The organism is Legionella erythra (assembly GCF_001467615.1).
Lineage (GTDB): Bacteria > Pseudomonadota > Gammaproteobacteria > Legionellales > Legionellaceae > Legionella_C > Legionella_C erythra.
Genome location: NZ_LNYA01000032.1, coordinates 151,976 through 176,208 on the forward strand (window position 1 = coordinate 151,976; position 24,233 = coordinate 176,208).

Below are 24,233 nucleotides of genomic sequence, written 5' to 3' on the forward strand. Positions count from 1 at the left end.
ATTAACCCTCCCCTTTGTCTGACTGTTCAAGCAATAACAATTGAACCCAACGCCCTTTGCTGTAATTATACCCCTGCATTTTTGCCCATATTTTTACTGAACGATCAGGGGGCCAGGTCTGATAGATACCGGCCTCAACCAGGGCCAGATGCGCTTGACCGCTTTTTAAACGCGCCTGAGCCGTCTGGCTGTCGGAAAAACGCACCAGCCAGGTATTTAAATTAAACACCAGACTGGGCTCATCAAAACCTGCAACAATAAGCGGTTTTTCCCGACTAAGCAATTGCGGCGGTATGTTTTTTGCGACAGTCTCCGTAACCCAGAGCGGTTTTAATTGCGGCAGCAACTCAGAAAAAATCAACGGGTAGCTCACTGCCGCCAGGCATACCACCGCCACAAAGGTGCGCTGATAATGACCGCGTCTTGCACAGTACACGGCAAACAAACTGAGGGAAAGTCCAATGCCCACCAATAACCAGCCCGCAGGCGGTATGGCGAGATGCAGCAATCGGGGCATGATTGCCAAGGCCATCAGCAGGCTTCCTGACAGCAGCAACCACCCGCCCTGCAGCCATCGCAGCCACTTTCCAGGCGTCTTCATCCCCTGTTCAATCGCAAGAGCGGCTAACAGGGCGATGGCTGGAAAAGTCGGCAGCACGTATTGAGGCAGTTTGGTCGGCATCAATTCGAAGAAAATCCAGGTGGGGATAATCCAGCATAATAAAAACCGCACGATTGGCATCTGGCGTCGGCGAACGGCATACTCGCCTGCCTGCCATAGAAAAAGTGAGGCCGGCCAAAAAGTCAGCGGCAGCAGAGCTAAATGAAACAGCGGGGGTTGGCCATGCGATTCATGCCCGCCCTGCAATTTGGGCAGCAAGTCTTTATTGAGCATCTGCATCAGGTAATTGCTCTGTTCGGCCTGATTCAACATCCACAGCCAGGCTAAGCTTAGTGCTGTAAAGAGCAGCAATCCGGGAATTATTTTAAGCGACTTAAGCCAGGCAACCCGGCGTTCTGTCACACAAAGGGCCGTTACCGTCAACACACCAACCAAAGGCGTCACCCCCTTAAGCACCAATCCATAGGCCATGGCCAGCCAAAAGAGAATGGGCCAGACGAGTGATACCCGGCGGTTATCAAGCGCCCCCTGATAAATAATCCACAAGGCTCCCTGCATCAATAAAACCGAGGACAATAAAGAGGTATCAATGACCGCCATGTGCGCTTCGACCGTTAACAGCAGGGAGGAGGCCAATAATGCGGCGGCAATCCAGGCGGTTTTATGGCTGACAAAGCGGCTGGCAAAAGCAAAGGTCAACAGGACTGACAGTAAAGCCCCCAAAAACGAAGGGAGGCGGTAGGGCCAGATACGAGCGCCGCCATCATGACCGACAAGTTTAACGCTCACCGCCTGTAACCAGTTAATACCGGGCGGTTTTTGAAAGCGGGTACGCTCCTGAAAGCGAATCTGAAAATAATTATCCGTTTGCAGCATCTGGCGGGTGGCTTGGGCGAAATGAGCTTCATCCCTGTCAATAACCGGTAGCCTGGCAATCCCTGGTAAAAAAACAAGCAGTGATAAACCGAACAGCAACCCGTAATATACCCGCCGTGGCCAACTCATTGAAGACGACATCCTTAAGACAAAGCCAACATGATATAGGAGCATGTTAAGAAATACTATACTTAAAGGTCAGAAGAGATAGTACTTGAGTACCCTGACAAGTGCCCGTAAAATCTAGCCCGAAGAATGATTTATTGTGAACAACCTATGCCTGAATTGACCACCATTCAACAAATCGCCGTCTGGATAGTTCCCGTGCTGTTCGCCATTACCCTGCATGAAGCCGCTCACGCCTTAGTCGCCGATAAATTAGGTGACAGCACGGCGCGCATGCTCGGACGAGTCAGCTTTAATCCGCTGCGGCATATTGATTTAATCGGTACCATTCTTATTCCCATTCTGGTGTTGATTTTAAGCCAGTTTAATTTTGTGTTCGGTTGGGCCAAACCCGTGCCCATCAATGCCAGTCATTTTCGCCATCCGCGCCGCGACATGGCTCTGGCTACCGCCGCCGGACCGCTTGCCAATTTATTGATGGCCGCATTCTGGGCCGCCTGTCTGAAATTATCGACGCTGTTTCACCCGGAATCCTCCACCATTGCCTTGTTTTTCCTGCTGGTGGCCCGAGCCGGCATACTGATTAACCTGCTGCTTGCCTTTTTTAATCTGCTACCCATCCCGCCTTTAGACGGGGGACGAGTTGCCATCAGCCTGCTGCCTTACAAAGCCGCCATCCAATTGCAAAAAATTGAACCGTTCGGCTTTTTTATCCTGTTAGCCTTGATGATGCTTGGCGCGTTGAGCTGGATTATTAACCCGCTCATTCACGCAGCGTTAAGCGCCTTAGCTTATGTGTTCCACCTATGATCCATCTGCTTGCTGATGCCTCGCTGCCCAATCTTAAAACCGCATTTCCTGCGCCGTTTTGTGTCAGTGTATACCAGCATCCTGCTGACATTCCCTCGCTGCTGCCGGGAAAGCATGTTCTGCTGTGCCGTTCCACGTTAAACGTCAATGCCGCCTTGCTGGGTCATCACACCCTCGACTGCGTCGCGACAGCAAGCAGCGGGATTGATCACCTCGATGAAGCATTTCTGAGCAGCCGGGGAATCACTCTGGTCGATGCCAAAGGATGTAACGCCCAGGCAGTCGCTGACTACGTGATGGCGACTTTAGCCTGGTTTGAACTAAATCAACCACTGGCCGGTCAGCAGGCTGGCATTATCGGTTACGGTGAAGTGGGGTTGCGGGTGGCGAAACGGTTGCAGGCCGCCCAATGGACAGTGCGCTGTTTTGATCCGCCCAAGGCAGACAGGGAACCTGGGTTTCACAGTTGCAGCCTTGACGAATTAACAGCCTCCGATTTGATTTGCGTGCATGCCAATCTGCACGATGCCTTACCCTACCCCAGCCGCAACAGCCTCAATGCCGATTTTTTACGCCAATTGAAACCGGGCACGGTGATTATTAATGCGTCGCGAGGGGGCATTGTCAATGAGGCTGACGTGCTGACATTCCCCCATATCCGTTATTGTACAGATGTCTATGGCAATGAACCCGCAGTTAATGAGGCCATTGTCTCAAGCGCGCTGCTTTGCACGCCTCATATCGCCGGCCACAGCCTTGAAGCCAAACAACGGGCAATGACCTTACTCAGCGATAAACTGCATGCGCACTATGGTCTGAAACCATTGCCCGAGCCTTTACCGGTGAGGCAAGCCCTACCCGCTCAGGCTGATCGTGATGGCTGGCCATCCCTTCTGCTGTCCCTCTATAACCCGGCAAAGGAAACCGCGGCATTTAAACAGGCTGTCAACAAGGAACAAGCCTTTCTTCAATTACGCAGGGCACATACCATTCGTCATGACTTCAGTACTTATAGCAGTGCGACCGACAGCCCGTCTTTAAAGGCTCTTCTTGGCGCTGATTAACGCAATATGCCGCGAATGATTTCCTGATCAGAGAAATGATGACAAACCTGGCCAATCTGTTGATACGTTTCATGGCCTTTGCCGGCTACCAGGACGATATCATTCTGGTCTGCAAGACTGACTGCTTTGGCAATCGCTTCTTCCCGGTTGACAATTTTATAAAGCGACGGGTGCGAGGAAATGCCTTGTTCTATTTCGTGAATAATTGCCTCTGGATTTTCAGTACGGGGGTTGTCGCTGGTAATGATGGCAATGTCAGCATACTGGCTGGCAATTCTGCCCATCATGGGCCGCTTGGTTTTATCGCGATCACCGCCGCAGCCGAAAACCACGAGCATTTTGCCTTTTTTAACTTTTTCAAGCGTCGCCAATACATTTTCCAACGCATCAGGGGTATGGGCATAATCGACAATCACACAGGGTTTCTGCGCCACCACTTCCATGCGGCCGGGGGCCGGTTGCAATTGGGACATCACCTGAACAACCGCATCATGGGGGTAACCCGCTGCCAGCAGGCTTGAGAATACAGCCAGGGCATTATAAATATTAAAAAAGCCCAGCGCGTTTATCTTAAGCTGGTATTCTCCCCAGGGGGATAAGACGTCAATGCAGGTCCCAGACAGGCTGACGTCCCAATTTAAGGCACGGATGTCCGCACTTTCATAAATCCCATAGGTCAACAAACGGCAGGGCGGTTGAATAGCAGCAATCATTTTCTCGGCATAAGCGTCATCGCCATTGACAATGGCCCATTGTAAATCGGTCTTTTTAAACAAGGCTGCCTTGGCCGCCGCATAAGCGTCCATGGTCAGATGATAATCGAGATGATCATGGGTCAGGTTGGTAAAAATTGCCTGATTAAAATGAATACTGTCTACCCGTTGTTGCGCTAAGGCATGGGAAGACACTTCCATGCACACCTGTGCGATTTTCCGTTGCCGATAGTGAGCAAACAGGGATTGCAACGCCAGAGCATCGGGCGTGGTATTACCCAGCGGCTGTAATTGGTCAGCCTCACCCTGCCCCAGCGTGCCAATATAAGCCGCACGGGTTCCCAGGAGAGCATGCGCCTGGGCCAATTGGTAAGCAATGGTGGTTTTACCATTCGTGCCGGTAACACCGGTGACCTGCATGGTGTTACTGGGATCGTCATAAAATCGGCTGGCAATGGCTGCAAGATGGCGGGCAAGCTTGGGCAGCGGCGCACCGATAAAAGACGAAGGGGGGCAATCGCTTAAAGGCCAGTCGCCAGGCTCGTAAACGACTGCCTTAGCCCCGTGTGCTAATGCCTGAGGGATAAACAAACGGCCATCAACCGCTGAACCCGGGTAGGCGATAAACAAATCACCCGGCTTCACGTTGCGGCTGTCATTGCAAAGGCCGGTAATGTCACAGTCCTGGCTGACAGTCGTCCAGTGTTTTAAAAGGTCAGACAATTTCATAATCACCTCACGGTGTGGTTTTATCAGGAGGTATGTCTAGAATTCGCAATGCGCCCGACATGACCTGGGCAAACAACGGTGCCGCCACAGCTGCTCCATAATACCCGTTACGGCTTGGCTCATGAATGACTACGACAACCACAAGCCGCGGGGAAGAAACAGGGGCAATGCCAGCGAAACTGGCAATATGCCGGTTGGATTCATACCCGTTTTTGCCCGCTACACGCGCTGTACCGGTTTTACCGGCAACCCGGTATCCGGGAATTCTCGCCGCTTTCCCCGTGCCCTCATTGCCTAATACAGCCTCCATCATCGCCAGGACCTGATCGGCTGTTTTAGTGTCAAGCACCTGCTCGCCGATTTCCGTCGTGTCATTGTGCAATAAGGTCACAGGATGAAGTTTACCGTGGTTAGCGAAAATTAAATAGGCTTTGGCCAATTGCAGGGCAGTCACTGAAATATTGTACCCAAAGCCCAGTGTGGCTAAAACAAATGGATTGGCATCCTTGGCTTTGACCACCGCCCCGTCGCTTTCACCCGGGTAGCCGCTTTCCGTCCGCTGCCCGAAACCGCTGCGCTGCAACAAACCAATCAATTGTTCCGGCGGGCTTTTAAGAATCATTTTAGTCACGCCGACGTTACTCGAATGCTGCAGCACGCCGGTCACATCCAGTACACCGTAATTATGCACATCACGCACCGTATGACCATGAACAATCATCCAGCTCGGACGGGTGTCAATGATGGTTTCAGGTGTAAACTGGCCGCTGCCTAACGCACTGGCAATACTGAAAGGCTTCATTAATGAGCCGGGCTCAAAAATGTCAGTAATCGCCTTGTTGCGGTAACTCTCGCGGGTATAGCGGCCGCGCACATTGGGATTAAACGAGGGGGCGTTAGCGGCCGCAAGAATTTCGCCGGTTTGTGAGTCGAGCACCACCACTGAACCGGACTTGGCTGCAAATTTCTCCAGGGTATTCTGCAACTCATGATAAGCCAGGTACTGAATGCGGCGATCGATGCTTAAAACCAGATCGTGACCGGGTCTTGGTTCCTTGATTACACCCAATTCTTCGATGATATGGCCGGTACGGTCTTTTAATACCCTTTTCTTACCGGGCACCCCCATCAGCCAGTCCTGATAAGCCAACTCCAGACCTTCTATCCCCACATCATCAATATTGGTAAACCCCAACAGTTGCGCGGTGCTGTCTGTCTCCGGATAATAACGCTTGAATTCCTGCTGAAAATTTAAACCCGGGATCTTTAATTGCTCAATTTGCTTAGCCAACGCCGGTTGCAGTTGCCGCTTTAAGTAGAGAAATTCCCTTGAACTGGCCCGTTGAATTTGCGAAACCAGGTTTTTGGGCGGCATGCCTAATAATTTGGCCAGGGCAAGCAGCTGCTTTTTATCAGGTGAAAATTCTTTGGGGTTTACCCACAATGATTTGACCGGGGTACTGACCGCCAGAGGCGTGCCCTGACGGTCAACGATCATGCCGCGGTAAGCGGGAATATCGACAATTCTTAAGCTTCGGGCATCGCCCTGGCCTTTGAGAAACTGGCGGTGGAGAATGGTTAAATCCGTTATCCGCCAAAGCAGGGCCGCGAGTAAAGCGGTAAAAAAAACAGAGACGACAATTAAACGCGCTTTATGCCCTTTGCTAGTCATTGTTGCTGTAATACATAAGTGTCTTTATCGGACGGTAATCTCATTTGCAATTTCTCCGTAGCCAGCTGTTCTACACGCGCAGGGGTAGCCAGGCTCGCCTGTTCCAGCAGCAATTGCCCCCATTGCAACTGCAATTGGTGGCTTTGTTGCTCCAATTGCTGCAATTGGCTGAAGCTTAATCGATGTTCATTGGTCGTGTAAATAACGGCTAACGAACTGACCAGGACTGCAAAGAGTAACGACAAGATCAAACACCATTGTTTTGACAGGCGCATTTCCAGTAATTGTCCACTAAATAAGTTGCTTTGATTAATTGCTCTTGCTGCGGCATTCATGCTGTTTTCTCTCCTATTCTAAGGACCGCACTACGGGCTCTGGCGTTTTGTCTTATTTCTACTTCACCGGGTTTGATGGCTTTACCGATGCGTTTAAAACAACTGACCATTTCACTTGCGCGCACCGGGACGCCGGGCGGCGGGCGAATCCCTTGCTCTTTATCGCGCATAAATTGTTTAACTATCCGGTCTTCCAACGAATGAAAGCTGATAATGACCAACCGGCCGCCTATCGTTAATGTCTCCATGACTTGATTCAGGCAGGCGGCCAAATCCGTTAATTCCTGATTGATGTAAATGCGTATGGCCTGGAATACACGTGTCGCCGGGTGCTTGTGCTTTTCCCATTTGGGATTGGCCTGTTTCACAATCTCAGCCAGGTTTTGCGTGGTGACAATCGGGCTTTGCTCTCTTGCCGCTACAATGGCCCGGGCAATGCGGCCAGAAAAACGCTCTTCACCGTACTCGCGAAATACCCGGACCAAGTCTTTTTCATCCGCACGATTGATGAAATCAGCCGCGCTTGTTGTCTGTGTCACATCCATGCGCATATCCAAAGGGCCGTCCTGCATAAAACTGAATCCACGCAGAGGCTCATCCAATTGAGGAGAGGAAACACCCAAATCCAGCAAAATGCCGTCAATTTTGCCAGCCACATGCGCCTCGGCCGCAAAACGTGGCAGATCGGCAAACGAACCGTGAATGATGGTAAACCGCGGATCCTGACTGAAATGATCGTTTGCATAGGCTATTGCCGCCGGATCTTTATCGATGGCAATCAGCCGGCCAGTTGGGGAAAGATGGTCCAGGATGGCGCGTGCATGTCCGCCGCGGCCGAATGTGCCATCGACATAAATGCCGTCAGGCTTAATCGCCAGGCCTTGGACTGCTTCCTGTAACAATACGGATTGATGGGCCATTTTCTGCTTCCGTTATAAAGAAAAATTCTTCATTTCGTCAGGGAGACCACCCTCGCCGTCACCTTCCTCTTCCAACCATTGTTCGCGCTTACTCTGCCACAACATCTCATTCCACACTTCAAATTTGTTCCCCTGCCCAATCATCACCACCTTTTTATCCAGCTGTGCGTAATCACGAAGCAAAGGCGGCAACAGCACCCGGCCATTGCTATCGAGTTCAACATCGGTTGCATGACCAATCAGCAACCGTTGAATACGACGCGCGGCCGCATTGAAACTGGGCAAACTTTGTAATTTATCTTCAATAATTTGCCATTGCGCTGCCGGATAAAGCAGCAAACAGGTTTCTTCGGTATCAATAGTAACAACCAAAGCCGATTTGCCATCCGCACTCAGCGCGTCTCGATAACGCGTGGGGATGGCAAGGCGACCTTTTCCGTCAACTGTAATGGCATTGATTCCGCGAAACATGATTTCTCTCATGAGGTGCGCGCACGCCCCCACAAATCTCCACTTTTTTATTATTTTATACCACTTTTATACACTATAGGAACACATTTTCCCAATCGTCAACCTTTTTGTACCCTTTAAATGGCAAAAAAAAGCGCGCCGCATGGAGTCGGCATGCGGCATGGTTTTTATTTGATACTCTTTGATTTAAAAGAATACAACTGAAATACAGATTTATCGTTTCTTACGTTGACATAGCCCAGGCCAGACCTGAAGCTCCTCTAATGATTCATGAGCGCGGCAAGCCGAATACCCTGCAACACCAAATCGGGCGATAACACATCATAAATGCCCTGCTTATCAAAAAGGGACGCGAAGCCACCGGTGGCGATCACTAAAACATCCTGGTTGGGGAAGGTTTCTTCTTTAATCCGATGAATCAATTCGCGGCAAGCCCCCAAGGCCCCATGGAAAATACCGGATTGAATGCTTTCTATAGTAGAACGTCCGACAACCTGTTCGGTTTTTACAATCTCGACCGCCGGTAACTTGGCCGTGTTGTTAGACAGGGCATCGACAGACAAACGCACTCCCGGAAGAATGGCGCCACCGAGATAGGCTTTTTGCGACGTGATGACGCAAAAGGTTGTTGCTGTACCAAAATCAATCACGATGGTGTTTTTACCGGGATAAGCATGGGTTGCAGCGATGGCATTGGCAATGCGGTCAGCGCCCACTTCAACCGGATTGCGGTATTTAATGTTTAAACCGGTTTTTACACCCGCCTGCAGGAAGAAAGGATCAACGGAAAAATACTTGACGCAAGCTGAGCGCAGCGAGTAGTCGAGTTGGGGGACGACGGAACAAATGGCGATTTCACGGATGGCCTCGGGTGAGCATTGATTCTCCCGCAGCACACTTTTTAAAAAAATGCCTAATTCATCGGAGGTGCTAACTTTCGATGTGTGCCTGAAGCGCAAACGGATTTCATCATCTGCAAAAACACCGCCATAAATATGGGAATTACCCACATCGATGCATAACATCATAAGAGAATGCCCTGATCATAAAATGAGGCGATAGTAAGGCCAGTGCCCAATAAATACAAGAGGATTGGAGAAAAGTCGGTCGATAAGCCGGGTTCTGTCGTGGACAATCATTCATCTGGGACTTGTGTCACCACAAGCCTCAAGCGACCTACCCGAATCCCATGCGGGCCGCATGTGCCGGTTCTCACCGGATGGATTCCTATTTGGTCTTGCTCCGAGTGGGGTTTTCCCTGCCACGCCTGTTGCCAGACGCGCGGTGCGCTCTTACCGCACCATTTCACCCTTACCTCTGGCTAAGCCGGAGGCGGTATATTTTCTGTGGCACTTTCCGTAGACTTTCATCTCCCAGGCGTTACCTGGCACTCTGCCCTATGGAGCCCGGACTTTCCTCCCCTTGCGAGGCAAGGAGCGATTGCCTGACCGACTCTGATAGTAATGGTAGCAAAGTGCCTACGGAAAGACCAGAACTATTAGCCGCGGGTGCCAATAAATTCGTCGTCAAAATAACGCTTGAGCTTGGTACGCAAGGTACCACGGCTAACGCCTAATACTCTCGCCGCTTTGGATTGGTTGTAGCGGGTTAACTCCATGACCGTACGAAACAAAGGAGCCTCAACTTCCTCAACGATGAGTTGATAGAGATTAAGATTGATTTCTTTATTGCCTACGGCGTTGAGATAACGCTTTACCGCGCCAACGACTTGTTGGGTTAACGCTTCATTAACCTGTTCAATTTGTTGCATTACTGCACTCATTATCCTCTCCTGATCAAATTGATGCTGTTCAGGCCTAAAATGTGACACAAACAGTACATCATGGGCGATATAGTAACAAATACCACAAAGAATGTAAACATTGTTTCATTCATATTCATTTATTAAGGGAAGCTTAAGGAAATTTTGATTTTTTAGCAAGTATTTTCGCTTATTTAGACAAATTTAAATCAAAAAAATTGAATATGGACAAATTGAGCTAATTTTTTTCTTCGAAATTCCCCCTCTTCCCTGAGGAAGAGGATTATCGGGAATTATCATGCAGCGAGGGGTATTCTCTCGGAAAAAAGGGCGAAGGCTGAGAAGACGCTTCGCAGGATCAGGAATCAGTAGCGTTGGCCTCCGTTTCAGCTATATTATTCCACCGTGAAACTTTCACCGCAGCCGCAGGCCCCGGTCTGGTTTGGGTTGTTAAACACAAATTTGGCATTTAAACCCTGTTTGACATAATCAATGGACATGCCTTTCAGAAAGGGGTAGCTGCCTTTATCAATGTAGATCTGGTAAGTATCGGTCAGCGGGAGAACAACATCATTGCTTTGTGGTGTTTCCACATAATCGACCACGTAAGCAAGACCTGAACAACCCGTTTTTTTAACGGAAAAACGAATACCGCGGCAATTCGCCTGGCGGGCAAGGTAGGAAAGGACATGGTTTTTCGCCGCTTCACTCAAATTGACACCCGTCTCACCGCTCGCTTCGTATTGAACAACACCACTCATTATGGGCTCTCCTTCACTAATTGTTTCATTTTCTCACAAATCTGCCGGTATCCCTGTTCCACCAACAGGGCGGTTGGGTAAAGCGCCTTAGGTATCTCCAACTCAGTAACCAGTTGCAGGTAATCAAACCGTGGATGACTGTCTAAAGACGTGCCTGTCATCTGTCGGCAACACCATTCCAACGCCGCAATAAGGTAGGGGTTGCCATACGCTTTAAAGCAGCACTGCGTGATTAACCCCTTGGGATCGCAAGCCGCATACCATTGTAAAAAAGCCTTGTCGCGAAGCCCCGCCTCGCTTAAAACCGTGAACGGCTCTGTACAGTCCAGCCTTCCTACATGCCTTGGCGTAAAAAAACAATCTTCTACTCGTTGATTATAATTCATCATGGCGCTATTTCATGCAGACGCATGACCTGTTGACAAATGGTGTGGATCGCCTTGTCAATGTCTGCCTCGCGGGTAAACCGGCCCAAAGACAGGCGGATGGAGCTGTAGGCTTCGTCATCACTTAAGCCCAGAGCTTTAAGCACATAAGACGGTTGATTACTGGCAGACGAACAGGCTGAAGCGGTCGATACAGCCAATTCCCGCAGCGCCAGCAATAAGGTCTCACCCTCGATTCCCTTAAACGTCAGGTTCAGATTGCCAGCAATCCGCTGGTGCTCATGGCCATTTAAACGGATACCGGGAAGATGCCTGATGCCCTGCCATAACCTCTGTCGCATCGCCAACAGGCGGGCCTGCTCGGCGATGCGGTGTTGTTCCCCTAGATGAAAGGCTTCGCCCATGCCCACAATCTGATGGGTTGCCAACGTCCCTGAACGTAAACCCTGCTCATGGCCGCCCCCATAAGACAGGGGCACAAGCCGTATGCGTGGTTTATGGCGAATATACAAGGCCCCCACCCCCTTGGGGCCATAATTTTTATGGCTCGACAAGGACATGAGGCTCACCGGCATGCAGGCAAGATCAAGGGGCAGCTTTCCTGCGCTTTGCGCCGCGTCGACATGGAAAATAATGCCCTTGTCCTTTAATAAGTCCCCGATGGCCGTAATGTCCTGAACCACGCCGATTTCATTATTCACGTGCATCACCGACACAAGGATGGTTTCTGGGGTAATCGCTTCTTTTAGAAGGTCGAGATTGAGAAGCCCATCCGCTGTTGGCGGTAAGTAAGTCACGTGAAAGCCTTCTTTCTTCAGTTGATGGAAACTGTCGAGTACCGCTTTATGCTCAGTCGACATGGTGATGAGATGCTTGCCTTTATGCTGATAAAAGCGGGCCGCGCCAAGAATGGCGAGATTATTGGCTTCAGTGGCACCGGACGTAAAAATAATGTCGCGAGGCTCAGCATGAATAACCTCAGCAATCTGCGCCCTGGCGATTTCAACCGCCTCTGCGGCGTCCTTGCCGTACTGATGGGAAGTCGACGAGGGGTTACCAAACACGCCCTCAGGGCCAAGATATTGAAGCATGCGCGCCACCACAGCCGGGTCCACCGGGGTTGTAGCCATGTAATCAAGATAAATGGGTAACTGTTTCATCCGCTTATCCTCTGTTTTTTACTCCTGCCCATTTCAGTGCATTTTGCACATGCGTCAAAATACCGCGAAGAATATTGACTTCCATATGTTCCAGCCCCGCCCGATTAAACAGCCGCCGGATACGTTGCTGTAACCGCCGTGGATTGGACGGTTTTAAAAAATCAATTGCAATCATGACATCCGTTAAATGGGTATAAAACTGCTCGATTTCATCCGCGGTAGCCGGTTTATCCGGCCGCAGTTCGACTTCTGCTGATGGCGACAACAATTTCATACGCAATTCGTAAGCAATAATCTGCACGGCTTGCGCCAAATTAAGCGATCCATACTCCGGATTACTGGGAATATGGATATGGCCATGGCTTTTTAACAATTCGTCATTGGTCAACCCGGCATGTTCACGCCCGAATAAAACAGCCACTTCCGTGTCATCGGGTTTTTTACACACCATTTCTGCCGCCTCAGACGGCGTAAACCCCGGTAAAGCAATGCCACGAGGTCTTGCACTGGTCGCCAAAATAAGCTGGCAACCGTGTAACGCGTCATCCAGGCTATCGGTAACCACGCAGTGTTCAAGCACATCGTCTGCACCCGCGGCCATTTCCCAGGCCTTAAGATCCGGAAAAGACTTGGGCGTCACTAAATACAATCGGCTTAAGCCCATGGTTTTCATGGCTCTTGCCGCCGAGCCGATATTGCCCGGATGCGAGGTAGCAATCAGTATAATGCGAACAGACTCTAATTTCATAAAAGCCAACGAATTGTGCGAAGTGCGTAACTATAACAGCAATGACTTCTCTCTGTACAAAAAAAAATGTGCTAGAATCGCTGACTTTTGTAGAAAAAGAGCGAAGCCATGGAACCATTACTTAACATTGCTGTCACCGCTGCCCGTCAGGCCGGTGATATTATTGTACGTCATATTGAACAAATTGACAGAATTAAAGTCACGGCCAAGGACAATGCCGAGTATTTCAGTGAAGTGGATATCAAAGCGGAGCAAGCCATCATTCATGCCATTCACAAGGCCTATCCCGACCATGGCATTTTAGCAGAGGAAAGCGGCCTTTATAATGATGAATCCGATGTCCAATGGCTTATCGATCCACTGGATGGCACCAGTAACTTTCTGCACGGTTTCCCTTTTTATTCGGTGTCTATCGCCTGCAAAATTAAAAATCGTATTGAGCACGCAGTGGTCTATGATCCCATCCGGCATGAATGCTTTTCGGCCACCCGCGGCCGCGGCGCCCAACTCAATGACCGCCGCATCCGCGTCTCCAAACAAACGCAGCTGCAGCAAGCCCTGCTGGGTACAGGGGTGTCCTTTCGCAACCCGGCTGCGGCACAACGTTACCTTCCGACATTTGAAGCATTAATGGATAAATGCGTGGGGATCAGGCGAACCGGCTCAGCCGCCCTGGATTTAGTCTATGTGGCCGCCGGACGCCTGGATGGTTTCTGGCAATTTGGCCTTCGCCCCTGGGATATTGCCGCCGGCGCCTTGATTGTAAAAGAGGCGGGGGGACTATTAAGCGATACTCAGGGCGGTGAAGACTACCTGAAACAGGGCGATGTTATCGCGGGCACCCCTAAAGTGTTCAAAGCACTCCTACAGACACTGATTCCCGTCATGAAACGCTAATCCTGCCTGCGGACTCAGCTTCAGCTCCGGTACGAATTTTGCACAGAAATCGTACTGGGTCTCTGTCAACCTGAAGCTATGAAGCACTTGGTAAGCCATCAAAAAGGATTCAGCTTAATTGAAGTCTTAGTCAGTTCATTTGTTCTGGCGCTGGGTTTACTCGGCATTGCGTCGTTGCAAATGAATGCCATACGTTACAATCAAACGGCGCAATTGCGCTCAATCGCCATTGCCCAGGCGGGTAATATGGTCGATCGCATGATGGCCAATTCCGCTGGTATTCAGTCCGGTGCTTACAATAATATATCCGGAACCCCCTCTTTACCGAGTTGCACCACCTGCACTGCCGGACAAATTGCCCAGCGCGACATTCATATCTGGAATTCAACCAACAGCACTTTATTGCCTTCAGGACAGGGCACGATTACCCGTAATGGCAACCAGTTCACAGTTATCATGCGCTGGGATAATGAACGCACCGGGGTTAACGGCACAGGCTGCAGCGGCGACTCCGATGTTGATCTAACCTGTCTGATTATGGAAGTGGAATTATGAAGCGCTTGAAATGCCAAGGCTTTTCAGTGATTGAATTCATGGTGGCCATTACGCTGGGAACCCTGCTCATTGCGAGTGCCGGTGCGGTTTACCTGAGTAATAAATCGACCTATGTCATGCAGGAAGGCTTAGCCCGCCTGCAGGAAAATGGGCGTTATGCCAATTTTTTACTGAGCCGGGAATTACGCATGGCCGGCTTTCAAGGCTGTGCCAATCAAAAGCAGATCGTGGTGACCAATTTGGTCAGAAATGTATCATCAATGTTGGCTTATGACAAACCTGTGCAGGGTTATGATGGCCTCACGGCCTCGTTCAGTCCGCTGCTGCCTGCCAATCTGACCGGTAAACCAATGGCCGGGTCTGACATCATTGAAGTACGCATGGCCTCTAATTTTGGCGTGCAATTGCGCGATGACATGAATCAGCCTAACAACCCCATCCTGGTTTATGATCGGCTGGGCATTGCCGCGGGTGATCCGGTAATGATTACCAATTGCTCGGTAGGCGATATTTTTATTGCCGGCGCCAATACCAACGCTACCGCCATCACCCACACAGTCAGCGACAATACCACCAATGATCTGACCATGGCTTACCCGGCCAATTCCCAGGTTATGCGTTTTCTCTATTATGCCTTTTATGTCAAAAACACCGGGCGGGTCAATTCCGTCGGTCAACCCATCCTGGCGCTGGTGCGCCTGGATATTAATGGTAACGAGGATGAAATCGCCGAGGGCGTGGAACTTATGCGCATCAGCTATGGCGTCGATACCAACGGCGACAACACGGTGGATACTTACCAAACCGCCACTCAGGTGAATAATGCCAACAATTGGAATAATGTCATCAGCATCCAGATAAATCTGCTCTTTGCCACGACAGAAAATGTCAACGATAAAGTTCAACCCTATACCTTTAACGGCACGACCACGACACCCACGGATCGCAAGTTACGCCGCCAATGGGATACTTTCATTACCTTAAGGAACAGAGGTTTGCCATCATGAGGAAACAAGACGGTGCGACACTCGCTGCCACCCTGCTGTTATTACTGGTGATTACCCTTTTGGGGATTACGTCGGTTCAGGTAACGCATCTGCAGGAAAAGATGTCGGCTAACCTGCAGGATAAGGAATTATCCTTTGTAGCCGCCGAATCCGCCTTGAAAGCAGGTGAGAACTGGGTTTTAAGCCAGGAAACGGAACCCACGGTCTATGTCACCTGCCAGGCCTATCCCTGCGCACAGCAAGTCTATGAAAACATTAATCTGGCCACCCAGCCGTCAAGCTGGTGGAACAGCCGCTCGTCACAGTACACGCTGAGTATGGATAATATTGCGACCAACCCGCGCTTTATCATTGAATTTCTCCAATTCGTTCCTGACTCACCCGTTGTCGGTTCATCTGCCGCTAAAAGCACCGGCGTTTTTTATTATCAGGTCACTGCCCGTGGTACAGGGGCTACCAATGATTCAATCAGTGTCCTGCAAACCACTGTGGCAAGGAGATACTGATGAAACGCATATCCAGAGCAGTGGTGTGCCTGACCGGCACCTTAATCCTTACGCCTCTTTTCTCCGGTACCTTGAACCTGTCGCAGACCCCGTTGTTCATCACCGACACCGTGGCACCGATGACCATGCTGATTTTAAGCCGCGACCACAAGCTTTATTTTGAAGCCTACAATGATTTGACCGATCTGGACGATGATGGCCAGATTGAACTGCATTTTAAACCCAGTATTGATTATTATGGTTATTTTGACAGCGCCAAATGTTACGCCTACGATTCAGGCCAGCAGTATTTCTATCCGACCGCCATGGCGGTTGATCGCAAATGCCCGGGCAGCTGGAGCGGTAATTTCTTAAACTATTTAACCACATCCCGTCTCGATGCCATACGCAAAGTCTTGTATGGCGGCTATCGCTCCGTTGACTCCACCACAGCGACGGTACTGCAACGTTCTTACATTCCCCAGGATGGCCACAGTTGGGGTAAAGAATACCAAAGCCTTGCCATCGACGGGTTTAATATCAGCGACTACACTCCTTTCACAGCCCCATTTGGAACCAATTATCATCTCTTTGCTAATACCACGCTGCTGAATACCTCCGCCCCCTTATTGCGCGTCGCGTTAAACCAGCCTTATCGTATCTGGGAATGGGTCAGTATTGAGCGTCCGGTCGCCGGCTCGCGGGCCCTGCACGGCAGTTCAGGCCCCCTGATTAACGGCCTTACCAATTACGTGGTGCGCGTCAAAGTCTGTGACAGCGCCATCGGTCTTGAAGACAATTGCCGCAGCTATCCCAACGGTCAGCAAAAACCCATTGGTCTTTTGCAGGAGTTTGGCGAAAACAACTCCATGATGTTTGGCTTATTGACAGGAACGTATAAAAACAACCTGGCAGGCGGCGTCGTGCGCAAAAACATATCCAGTATTACCGATGAAATTGATTTAAACACCGGACAATTTACGGCAGTCAATGGCATTATTTCAACCATTAACAAATTAACCGTCACCGGTTTTGGCGGTAACTACGAGTACTCCTGCGGGTTTATTTCAACTCGCAACATCAATAACGGCGAGTGCGAAATGTGGGGGAATCCGCTGGGGGAAATGATGTATGAATCCGTGCGGTACTTAGCCGGTAAATCGTCAGCCAATTCCACTTATAATTATTCCACCGGAACGGATGTGACCTTAGGCCTGCCCAAGCCCTCCTGGGTTAACCCTTACTCCGTTTATCCCTATTGCGCCAAAGCCAATATGCTGGTTTTAAGCGACTTAAACCCGACTTATGACAGCGATCAGGTTCCGGGAAGCTACTTCAACTCTTTCAGCGGCGATTTAACACCCTCTTTCAATGCCGCATCCCTGGCACAAAGTATTTTTACCGGTGAAGGTTTTTCAAGCCTTTTGGCTTTCATTGGCCAATCCGGCGGTACGGCCGATGGTTCTCCGAAGCCCAAAACCGTCACCAGTTTTGGTAATATCCGCGGTCTTGCGCCGCTCGAAGCCAATTCCGAGGGCAGTTATTACCCAGCCAGCGTGGCCTGGTATGCCTGGATTAATGATTTAAACAGTGCCCCGGGGAAACAAAATGCCAAATCTTACATGATTGCATTATCCGCTCCCATGCCGGAACTGAAATTCTTTGTGGGGGGTAACCCGATTACGGTACTGCCCTTTGGTAAATCCGTTGCCGGCTTCAGTATCAATGCGACTCAGGGTCAATACCAGCCGACCAATGAAATTGTGGATTACTACATTGAATCCCTGACACCCACACAAGCCGTCTTGCGAGTCAACTTTGCCGACTTGCAACAGGGCGCTGATTTTGACATGGATGCCATTGTTAAATACACCATCACCGTCAATGCGGACAATACGTTAACCATTGCCTGCGATTCCATTTACGCAGCGGGCGGGATAACCCAGCACATGGGCTATGTCATTTCCGGTACCACTCAGGATGGGGTATACCTCGAGGTGCGTGATGTTGACACAGCTGCCGGCAGCGATGTCAGTTACTTCCTCGATACCCCGCCGGGTCAACCGCCGGGCGGCACCTGGAATGATGGCGTCGCTTTACCTTTAACCACTACGCGAACCTTTACACCGAGTTCGACACCGTCTGCCACAGTCCTTAAATCCCCGCTATGGTATGCGGCTAAATGGGGCGGGTTTATTGACTCCAATAACAACAACGAGCCGGATGTGAACACGGAATTTGATACCGACAATGACAATGATCCGGATAACTATTTCTTAGTCACCAACGCCAACAGTTTAAGGGCGCAATTGGCCAAGGCCTTTGCCTTAATCCTTGACCGCACCGGTTCTTTCTCTTCCGCGGCTTTAAGCAGCGGTTTCCTGGCGTCCGATACGTTAATCTACCAGGCTATTTTCAGAACCAAAGACTGGAGCGGCCAACTCCTCGCCTTTGATATTGATGAAACTAACGGGAATATCCTCTTTACCGGTTCAGGACCGCAAGGTTCTCTCTGGGATGCCGCCCAAAAACTGAGTTTGCAGAATTTCAGTACAGGCCGCCACATCATCACCTTCAAGCCGTCCAATAACACAGGCATCAAATTCAGATGGCCATCAAACCCGGCTTCCCCCACCAACACGGAGCTGGATGTTTCGCAGGTCGCGGCTTTAAACTTAAATCCGGTAACTGCTATCAATGACGGCCAGGGCAGCAACCGCCTGAACTTCCTGCGCGGCGATAAATCGCTGGAACAGCAAAACGGCGGAACTTTCCGCAACCGCACGACCCTGCTCGGCGACATCATTAACTCAACACCTCTGGTTATTAAGGTGCCCAATCAGCAATACCCGGTCACCTGGTCAGGGGGGGCGGCGGAAAACAGCAGCCCTTACGGCATTTTCCGTGAAAACAATTTAAACCGCCGCGCCATTATTTATGTGGGCGCCAATGACGGGATGCTGCACGCGTTTGACGCGGTAACCGGCGTTGAAGTGTTTGCCTATGTACCCGCCAGCATTTTTAAGACCTTGAATCAATTGACCAATCCCAATTACGCGCATCGTTATTATGTGGATGGTTCACCTACCGTCATTGACGTGTTCATCAACAGCGAATGGCGTACGGTGCTTGTCGGTACACTAAATGGCGGCGGCCAGGGCGTCTATGCCCTGGATGTGACCGATCCCACCCAGTTTACTGAAAATGGCGCGCCCGGCATTGTTAAATGGGAGTTCAATGACAGCGATGACGCCGATCTGGGATTCACCTACAGTCAGGCCTCCATTGTCAGGATGGCCAATGGCCAGTGGGCTGCCATTTTTGGCAATGGCTATAACAATACCGTCACCGATGGCAATGCCAGCACCACCGGTAACGCGGTTCTTTACATTGTGGACATTGCAACCGGAACGCTCATTAAAAAGCTCGATACCGGCGTTGGCATGAGTGCTGATCCACTGTCTCAGGGGCGACCCAATGGCATGTCCAGCCCAACCGTTGTTGATTTGGACGGCAATGCGGTGGCCGATACCGTCTATGTTGGCGATTTGTTTGGCAATTTATGGAAGATTAATGTATCGGCCAGCAACCCCAACCAATGGGATTTCGCCTACAAACAAGGCAGTAATCCCAAACCCATGTTTGTCGCCACTGACAGCGGCGGTAACCGACAACCCATCACTTCAAAACCTGCCGTGTCCAGGCTTAATTTCTCAGCCTCAGGACTCCAGATTTATATTGGTACTGGCAAATACATTGAACCCAGTGATAAAACCGATACCAGCATACAGACCATTTACGCCTTAAGGGATGATAACACCTCCGTCATTACCGGACGCGCGCAATTACGCCAACAAACCATCGTTTATGAGCAAAATGGTCTGCGCGTCACCAGCAATAATTTACTGGCCAACAATGATCGCGGTTGGTACATGGATTTAGTCTACAATGGCAATGCCCGCGGCGAGCGGGTGGTATCCAACATGTTGTTTTTAAGCGGCAAAATTATCTTTTCAACCATTATACCCACCAGCGATCCCTGCGATTTCGGGGGTGAAAGCTGGTTAATGGAACTCGATGCTTACACTGGCGCACGGCTGAATTATAACGTCTTTGACATCAATAACGACAATGCCTTTGATACCAATGACTCCGTAACCTACAGCAACGGCGGACAAAATTACACTGTTCCCGTCAGCGGCATGAAGGCAAGCGTGGGCTTGATTGCCACCCCGTCTGTCTTGAATGCCGGCGATAAAGAATACAAATACCTGCCTGGAACCAGCGGCGGCATTCAAAAAGTGCATGAAAATCCGGGTAAACAAATCTTTGGCCGACAATCCTGGCGGCAATTGCAATAGGTAGTCTCCTGGCCTCCACAGGAGGCCAGCGCTTATTCCCGTATTCCTTCTTTTAATCCCAGTGCCGCCGGTAATTGATTAGCGACCGCCGCGCCAATATTTTTAGTCATACGGTCAAACACGCTTTGCTTGTACGTGTAATCAATGACCTCTTCGCGTTTGATGACGTCGCGGAGCAATTCGCCGCTGCTGGCAAAGCCGTCAATCAACCCTCTTTCCTTCGATTGCGTTCCTGTCCAGAATAAGCCCGAAAAGGTATCGTTATCAATTTTAAGACGGCTGCCGCGCCCTTCTTTCACCTTGGCGATAAATTGCTGATGCACCTCATTGAGCATGACTTGCAGCAATTGCTGCTGCTCAGGCGTGGTGGGTGAAAAAGGATCAAGGAAGGCCTTGTTCGTGCCGGCGGTTTGCAGACGTCGGGTGATGCCGAGTTTTTGGATGGCATCAACAAAGCCAAATCCGTTATAAAGCACGCCGATTGAACCCACCATGCTTGAAGGATTAGCGTAGATTTCATCCGCACCTGCTGCGACGTAATACGCCGCTGAAGCGCAGATATCGACACAAACGGCATAGGTTTTCACACTGGGGTATTTTTTTCGGTAATACTGCAGGGTATTGTACATGTAATCAGCCTGGACCGGACTGCCCCCGGGACTATTGATGCGCACCAGCAAAGCCCGCAACCCCTCGCTTTTATAGGCGGCAGCCAGACTTTTAGCGAAATTGTCAGCACTCGCGGTATCGGTATCCGAAATGGTTCCCTCAATATCAACCAGACCGACATGGGGTTTGTTTTTAGCCGTTCGGTCATCACTGAGACTGGAAGCACTGAAATAAAGGTAAACAAGCAGCAGGACAATGGCGCCACGCACAAGCCATCGGAAGCGGCGTTTACGACGTTGGTCACGCAGGTATTCGATCACCAGTTTATTTAACAGGGTTTGCGATTCGAGGTTGTCCTGAGTCGGATTATTGTTCATAGTAGCTACTTGATTTTTTGAATTAGAACCTCATTTTACGGTAGGTATCCGTTAATTTAAACCACTCATTTAAGAGAGACTGCACTATGCGTATGGATAAGCTCACCTCCAAATTCCAAATGGCCCTAGCCGATGCCCAATCACTTGCCTTAGGCCGGGACAATGGATTTATTGAACCGGAGCACGTCTTGAAAGCCCTGCTCGATCAACAAGGCGGCAGCTGCCGTCCCTTGCTCAGCAAAGCCGGCGTCAACCTGCCCACGCTGAGAAACCTGCTCGACCAGGCTCTTGATAAACTGCCCAAAGTCAGTGGAACCGGCGGTGATATCCACATTTCCAACGCCTTAAACCGTCTCTTGAATTTAACCGACAAACTGTCGCAGCAACGCAAGGACAATTACATTTCCAGCGAACTCTTCGTACTCGCTGCCGTGAGCGAAGACGGCAATCTGGCTAAATTACTTAAACAGGCAGGTGCCAGCCAGCAAGGCATTGAAAAGGCCATTGAGGAAATCCGCGGCGGCGACAAGGTCACTGATCCCAATGCGGAAGAGCAGCGCCAGGCCCTGGAAAAATACACCCTGGATCTCACTGAACGCGCCGAACAGGGCAAACTGGACCCGGTCATCGGCCGTGATGATGAAATCCGCCGCACCATTCAGGTTCTGCAACGCCGCACCAAAAACAACCCGGTGCTCATTGGTGAACCCGGGGTGGGCAAAACCGCAATCGTTGAGGGTCTTGCGCAGCGCATTGTCAACGGCGAAGTCCCGGAAGGATTAAAAGATAAACGCCTTTTATCGCTCGACATGGGGGCCTTGATTGCCGGGGCTAAATTCCGCGGCGAATTTGAAGAGCGCCTGAAAGCCGTTTTAAACGATCTGGCCAAACAGGAAGGTCAAATCATTCTCTTTATCGACGAATTACATACCATGGTTGGCGCCGGCAAAGCTGAAGGTGCCATGGATGCCGGCAACATGTTAAAACCAGCGCTCGCGCGCGGCGAATTGCATTGCATTGGTGCGACCACGCTCGATGAATACCGTCAATACATTGAAAAAGATGCCGCCCTCGAACGGCGTTTCCAGAAAATCCTGGTTGATGAGCCCAGCGTGGAAGACACCATTGCCATCTTACGCGGGCTTAAAGAACGCTATGAAGTGCACCACGGCGTGGAAATCACCGATCCGGCGATTGTAGCGGCCGCGACCTTGTCGCATCGCTACATCACCGATAGGCAGCTTCCCGATAAGGCCATTGATCTCATTGATGAAGCCGGAAGCCAGATTCGCATGGAAATTGACTCCAAACCCGAAAGCCTGGATAAACTGGACAGACGGCTGATTCAGTTAAAAATTGAATGCGAAGCCTTAAAAAAAGAACACGATGACGCCTCTAAGAAGCGTTTGAACGATTTGCAGACCACCATCCGCGAACTTGAAAAAAATTACGCGGATCTCGAGGAAATCTGGACGTCTGAAAAAGCGGCCCTGCAAGGCGCCAACCAAATCAAGGAAGCGCTGGAGCAAGCCAAAATAGAACTGGATACCGCACGCCGCGCCGGAGATTTAACCCGCATGTCGGAGCTGCAATACGGCCGCATCCCCGAACTCGAAAAGCAATTGGCACAAGTTGGTGAAGGACAAAGCAGCAGCGATGCCAAGTTGTTCCGCAACAAGGTCACTGAAGAAGAAATTGCCGAGGTGGTATCCAAATGGACAGGCATCCCGGTGGCGAAAATGCTGGAAGGGGAAAGGGAAAAACTGCTGCATATGGAAGAAGCCCTGCACAAACGTGTCATCGGACAAAACGAGGCAGTTGATACCGTTTCCAATGCCATTCGCCGCTCCCGAGCCGGTTTAGCTGATCCTAATCGCCCCATTGGTTCCTTCCTGTTCCTAGGCCCAACCGGGGTGGGTAAAACCGAATTGTGTAAAGCCTTAGCCGCGTTTCTTTTTGATACAGAAGAAGCGATGATTCGCATTGACATGTCCGAATTCATGGAAAAACATTCCGTGGCAAGGTTAATCGGGGCGCCTCCGGGCTATGTGGGTTATGAAGAAGGCGGTTACCTGACGGAGGCTGTCAGGCGTAGGCCCTATTCCGTGGTGCTCCTGGATGAGGTAGAAAAGGCGCACAGCGATGTGTTTAATATCCTGTTGCAAGTGATGGACGACGGCCGTTTGACGGATGGCCAGGGGCGCACTGTCGATTTTCGTAACACCGTGATTGTCATGACCTCGAACTTAGGCTCGCACTTGATTCAGGACATGGCGTCCAAATTAAACTACGAGCAGATGAAAACCGCGGTGATGGAAATTGTCGGACAGCATTTCAGGCCTGAATTCATTAACCGTATTGATGACAGCGTCGTTTTTCATCCGCTGGACAAGGCCCAAATCGCCAACATTGCCGCCATTCAGATTCATTACCTTAAACAAAGGCTTGTTGCGCAGGATATTGGTCTTGAGGTGAGCGATGAAGCCCTGGACTATCTGGCGGAAGCCGGCTTTGATCCCGTCTATGGCGCTCGCCCGCTCAAACGAACCATTCAGCAAAAACTGGAAAACCCGCTCGCCCAGTCCATATTAACCGGGCAATTTACACCAGGGCATACCATTGATGTGGTGCTTAAAGACGGACACCTTGCCTTTGAGCAGAAGCCTTAAGCCCTGTTTTTTTGGATTCCGCGCATAACGCGCGGAACGTAGCCGATTAGACTTAATCATGCGCGTTTGATGCGTAACTTAAAAAATGCAGTCAGCGCAAACAGCATGGTCATGTCAA

The 24,233-nt window shown here is 50.4% G+C and carries 21 protein-coding genes and 1 other RNA gene; 8 read left to right on the forward strand and 14 right to left on the reverse strand.

All coding sequences use genetic code 11. The features are described from left to right. Nucleotide 1: 1 nt before the first annotated feature. Nucleotides 2-1,627, reverse strand: coding sequence for an ArnT family glycosyltransferase (locus Lery_RS10590; protein ID WP_058527227.1), 1,626 nt, complete (start codon nucleotides 1,625-1,627; stop codon nucleotides 2-4). Between the two features lie 147 nt (nucleotides 1,628-1,774). Between Lery_RS10590 and Lery_RS10595 the strand changes: the two genes are divergently transcribed. Both Lery_RS10595 and Lery_RS10600 read left to right on the forward strand, forming a co-directional pair. Beyond that, complete coding sequence (locus tag Lery_RS10595; protein WP_058527228.1) at nucleotides 1,775-2,434, forward strand: site-2 protease family protein; 660 nt, start codon at nucleotides 1,775-1,777, stop codon at nucleotides 2,432-2,434. After that, on the forward strand, nucleotides 2,431-3,498 hold the full coding sequence (locus tag Lery_RS10600; RefSeq protein ID WP_420324161.1) for a 4-phosphoerythronate dehydrogenase: 1,068 nt from the start codon (nucleotides 2,431-2,433) through the stop codon (nucleotides 3,496-3,498). The genes Lery_RS10595 and Lery_RS10600 overlap by 4 nt, the downstream gene beginning before the upstream one ends. On the opposite strand, the gene Lery_RS10605 is transcribed toward Lery_RS10600, so the two are convergent. From Lery_RS10605 to Lery_RS10655, 12 genes are all read right to left on the reverse strand, one after another. Beyond that, complete coding sequence (locus tag Lery_RS10605; RefSeq protein WP_058527229.1) at nucleotides 3,495-4,940, reverse strand: UDP-N-acetylmuramoyl-L-alanyl-D-glutamate--2,6-diaminopimelate ligase; 1,446 nt, start codon at nucleotides 4,938-4,940, stop codon at nucleotides 3,495-3,497. The two genes, Lery_RS10600 and Lery_RS10605, sit on opposite strands and share 4 nt — an antisense overlap. A 7-nt stretch (nucleotides 4,941-4,947) precedes the next feature. Then, nucleotides 4,948-6,612: a peptidoglycan D,D-transpeptidase FtsI family protein gene (locus Lery_RS10610; RefSeq protein WP_058527230.1), complete on the reverse strand. Its 1,665-nt coding sequence runs from the start codon at nucleotides 6,610-6,612 to the stop codon at nucleotides 4,948-4,950. Beyond that, nucleotides 6,609-6,947, reverse strand: coding sequence for a cell division protein FtsL (gene ftsL, locus Lery_RS10615; protein WP_058527231.1), 339 nt, complete (start codon nucleotides 6,945-6,947; stop codon nucleotides 6,609-6,611). Before ftsL ends, Lery_RS10610 begins: the two co-directional genes overlap by 4 nt. Next, a complete protein-coding gene (rsmH, locus tag Lery_RS10620) occupies nucleotides 6,944-7,867 on the reverse strand; it encodes a 16S rRNA (cytosine(1402)-N(4))-methyltransferase RsmH (RefSeq protein ID WP_058527232.1) in 924 nt (307 codons plus the stop codon). The genes ftsL and rsmH overlap by 4 nt, the downstream gene beginning before the upstream one ends. A gap of 12 nt (nucleotides 7,868-7,879) precedes the next feature. Then, the gene (gene mraZ / locus Lery_RS10625) at nucleotides 7,880-8,338 is read right to left on the reverse strand and encodes a division/cell wall cluster transcriptional repressor MraZ (RefSeq protein WP_058527233.1); all 459 of its coding nucleotides are present in this window, start codon (nucleotides 8,336-8,338) and stop codon (nucleotides 7,880-7,882) included. A gap of 260 nt (nucleotides 8,339-8,598) precedes the next feature. Then, nucleotides 8,599-9,366, reverse strand: coding sequence for a type III pantothenate kinase (locus Lery_RS10630; protein ID WP_058527234.1), 768 nt, complete (start codon nucleotides 9,364-9,366; stop codon nucleotides 8,599-8,601). Between the two features lie 67 nt (nucleotides 9,367-9,433). Further along, nucleotides 9,434-9,794, reverse strand: an RNA gene (gene rnpB, locus Lery_RS10810) — RNase P RNA component class A. A gap of 42 nt (nucleotides 9,795-9,836) precedes the next feature. Next, nucleotides 9,837-10,121, reverse strand: coding sequence for a helix-turn-helix domain-containing protein (locus tag Lery_RS10635; RefSeq protein WP_058527235.1), 285 nt, complete (start codon nucleotides 10,119-10,121; stop codon nucleotides 9,837-9,839). 374 nt (nucleotides 10,122-10,495) lie between these two features. Beyond that, on the reverse strand, nucleotides 10,496-10,861 hold the full coding sequence (locus Lery_RS10640; protein WP_058527236.1) for a HesB/IscA family protein: 366 nt from the start codon (nucleotides 10,859-10,861) through the stop codon (nucleotides 10,496-10,498). Then, entirely contained in the window at nucleotides 10,861-11,250 is a 390-nt protein-coding gene (locus Lery_RS10645; protein ID WP_058527237.1) for an iron-sulfur cluster assembly scaffold protein, read from the reverse strand. Before Lery_RS10645 ends, Lery_RS10640 begins: the two co-directional genes overlap by 1 nt. Then, a complete protein-coding gene (locus Lery_RS10650; RefSeq protein ID WP_058527238.1) occupies nucleotides 11,247-12,407 on the reverse strand; it encodes an IscS subfamily cysteine desulfurase in 1,161 nt (386 codons plus the stop codon). Before Lery_RS10650 ends, Lery_RS10645 begins: the two co-directional genes overlap by 4 nt. 4 nt (nucleotides 12,408-12,411) lie before the next feature. Next, the gene (locus tag Lery_RS10655; RefSeq protein WP_058527239.1) at nucleotides 12,412-13,155 is read right to left on the reverse strand and encodes an RNA methyltransferase; all 744 of its coding nucleotides are present in this window, start codon (nucleotides 13,153-13,155) and stop codon (nucleotides 12,412-12,414) included. A gap of 108 nt (nucleotides 13,156-13,263) precedes the next feature. Here Lery_RS10655 and Lery_RS10660 point away from each other — a divergent pair, with 108 nt between their 5' ends. From Lery_RS10660 to Lery_RS10680, 5 genes are all read left to right on the forward strand, one after another. Further along, on the forward strand, nucleotides 13,264-14,052 hold the full coding sequence (locus tag Lery_RS10660; RefSeq protein WP_058527240.1) for an inositol monophosphatase family protein: 789 nt from the start codon (nucleotides 13,264-13,266) through the stop codon (nucleotides 14,050-14,052). Nucleotides 14,053-14,130: 78 nt separating this feature from the next. After that, complete coding sequence (pilV, locus tag Lery_RS10665; RefSeq protein WP_058527241.1) at nucleotides 14,131-14,607, forward strand: type IV pilus modification protein PilV; 477 nt, start codon at nucleotides 14,131-14,133, stop codon at nucleotides 14,605-14,607. Then, nucleotides 14,604-15,614 (forward strand): PilW family protein, encoded by a 1,011-nt coding sequence (locus Lery_RS10670; protein ID WP_058527242.1) that lies wholly within the window; start codon nucleotides 14,604-14,606, stop codon nucleotides 15,612-15,614. The genes pilV and Lery_RS10670 overlap by 4 nt, the downstream gene beginning before the upstream one ends. Then, nucleotides 15,611-16,120 (forward strand): pilus assembly PilX family protein, encoded by a 510-nt coding sequence (locus tag Lery_RS10675; protein WP_058527243.1) that lies wholly within the window; start codon nucleotides 15,611-15,613, stop codon nucleotides 16,118-16,120. The genes Lery_RS10670 and Lery_RS10675 overlap by 4 nt, the downstream gene beginning before the upstream one ends. After that, nucleotides 16,120-20,460 (forward strand): pilus assembly protein, encoded by a 4,341-nt coding sequence (locus tag Lery_RS10680; RefSeq protein WP_058527244.1) that lies wholly within the window; start codon nucleotides 16,120-16,122, stop codon nucleotides 20,458-20,460. The genes Lery_RS10675 and Lery_RS10680 overlap by 1 nt, the downstream gene beginning before the upstream one ends. A gap of 32 nt (nucleotides 20,461-20,492) precedes the next feature. Here Lery_RS10680 and Lery_RS10685 read toward each other — a convergent pair whose 3' ends face one another. Continuing rightward, nucleotides 20,493-21,446: a S49 family peptidase gene (locus tag Lery_RS10685; protein WP_058527245.1), complete on the reverse strand. Its 954-nt coding sequence runs from the start codon at nucleotides 21,444-21,446 to the stop codon at nucleotides 20,493-20,495. An 86-nt stretch (nucleotides 21,447-21,532) separates the two neighbouring features. On the opposite strand from Lery_RS10685, the gene clpB reads away from it, so the two are divergent. After that, entirely contained in the window at nucleotides 21,533-24,115 is a 2,583-nt protein-coding gene (gene clpB, locus Lery_RS10690) for an ATP-dependent chaperone ClpB (protein ID WP_058527246.1), read from the forward strand. Nucleotides 24,116-24,233 lie beyond the last annotated feature (118 nt).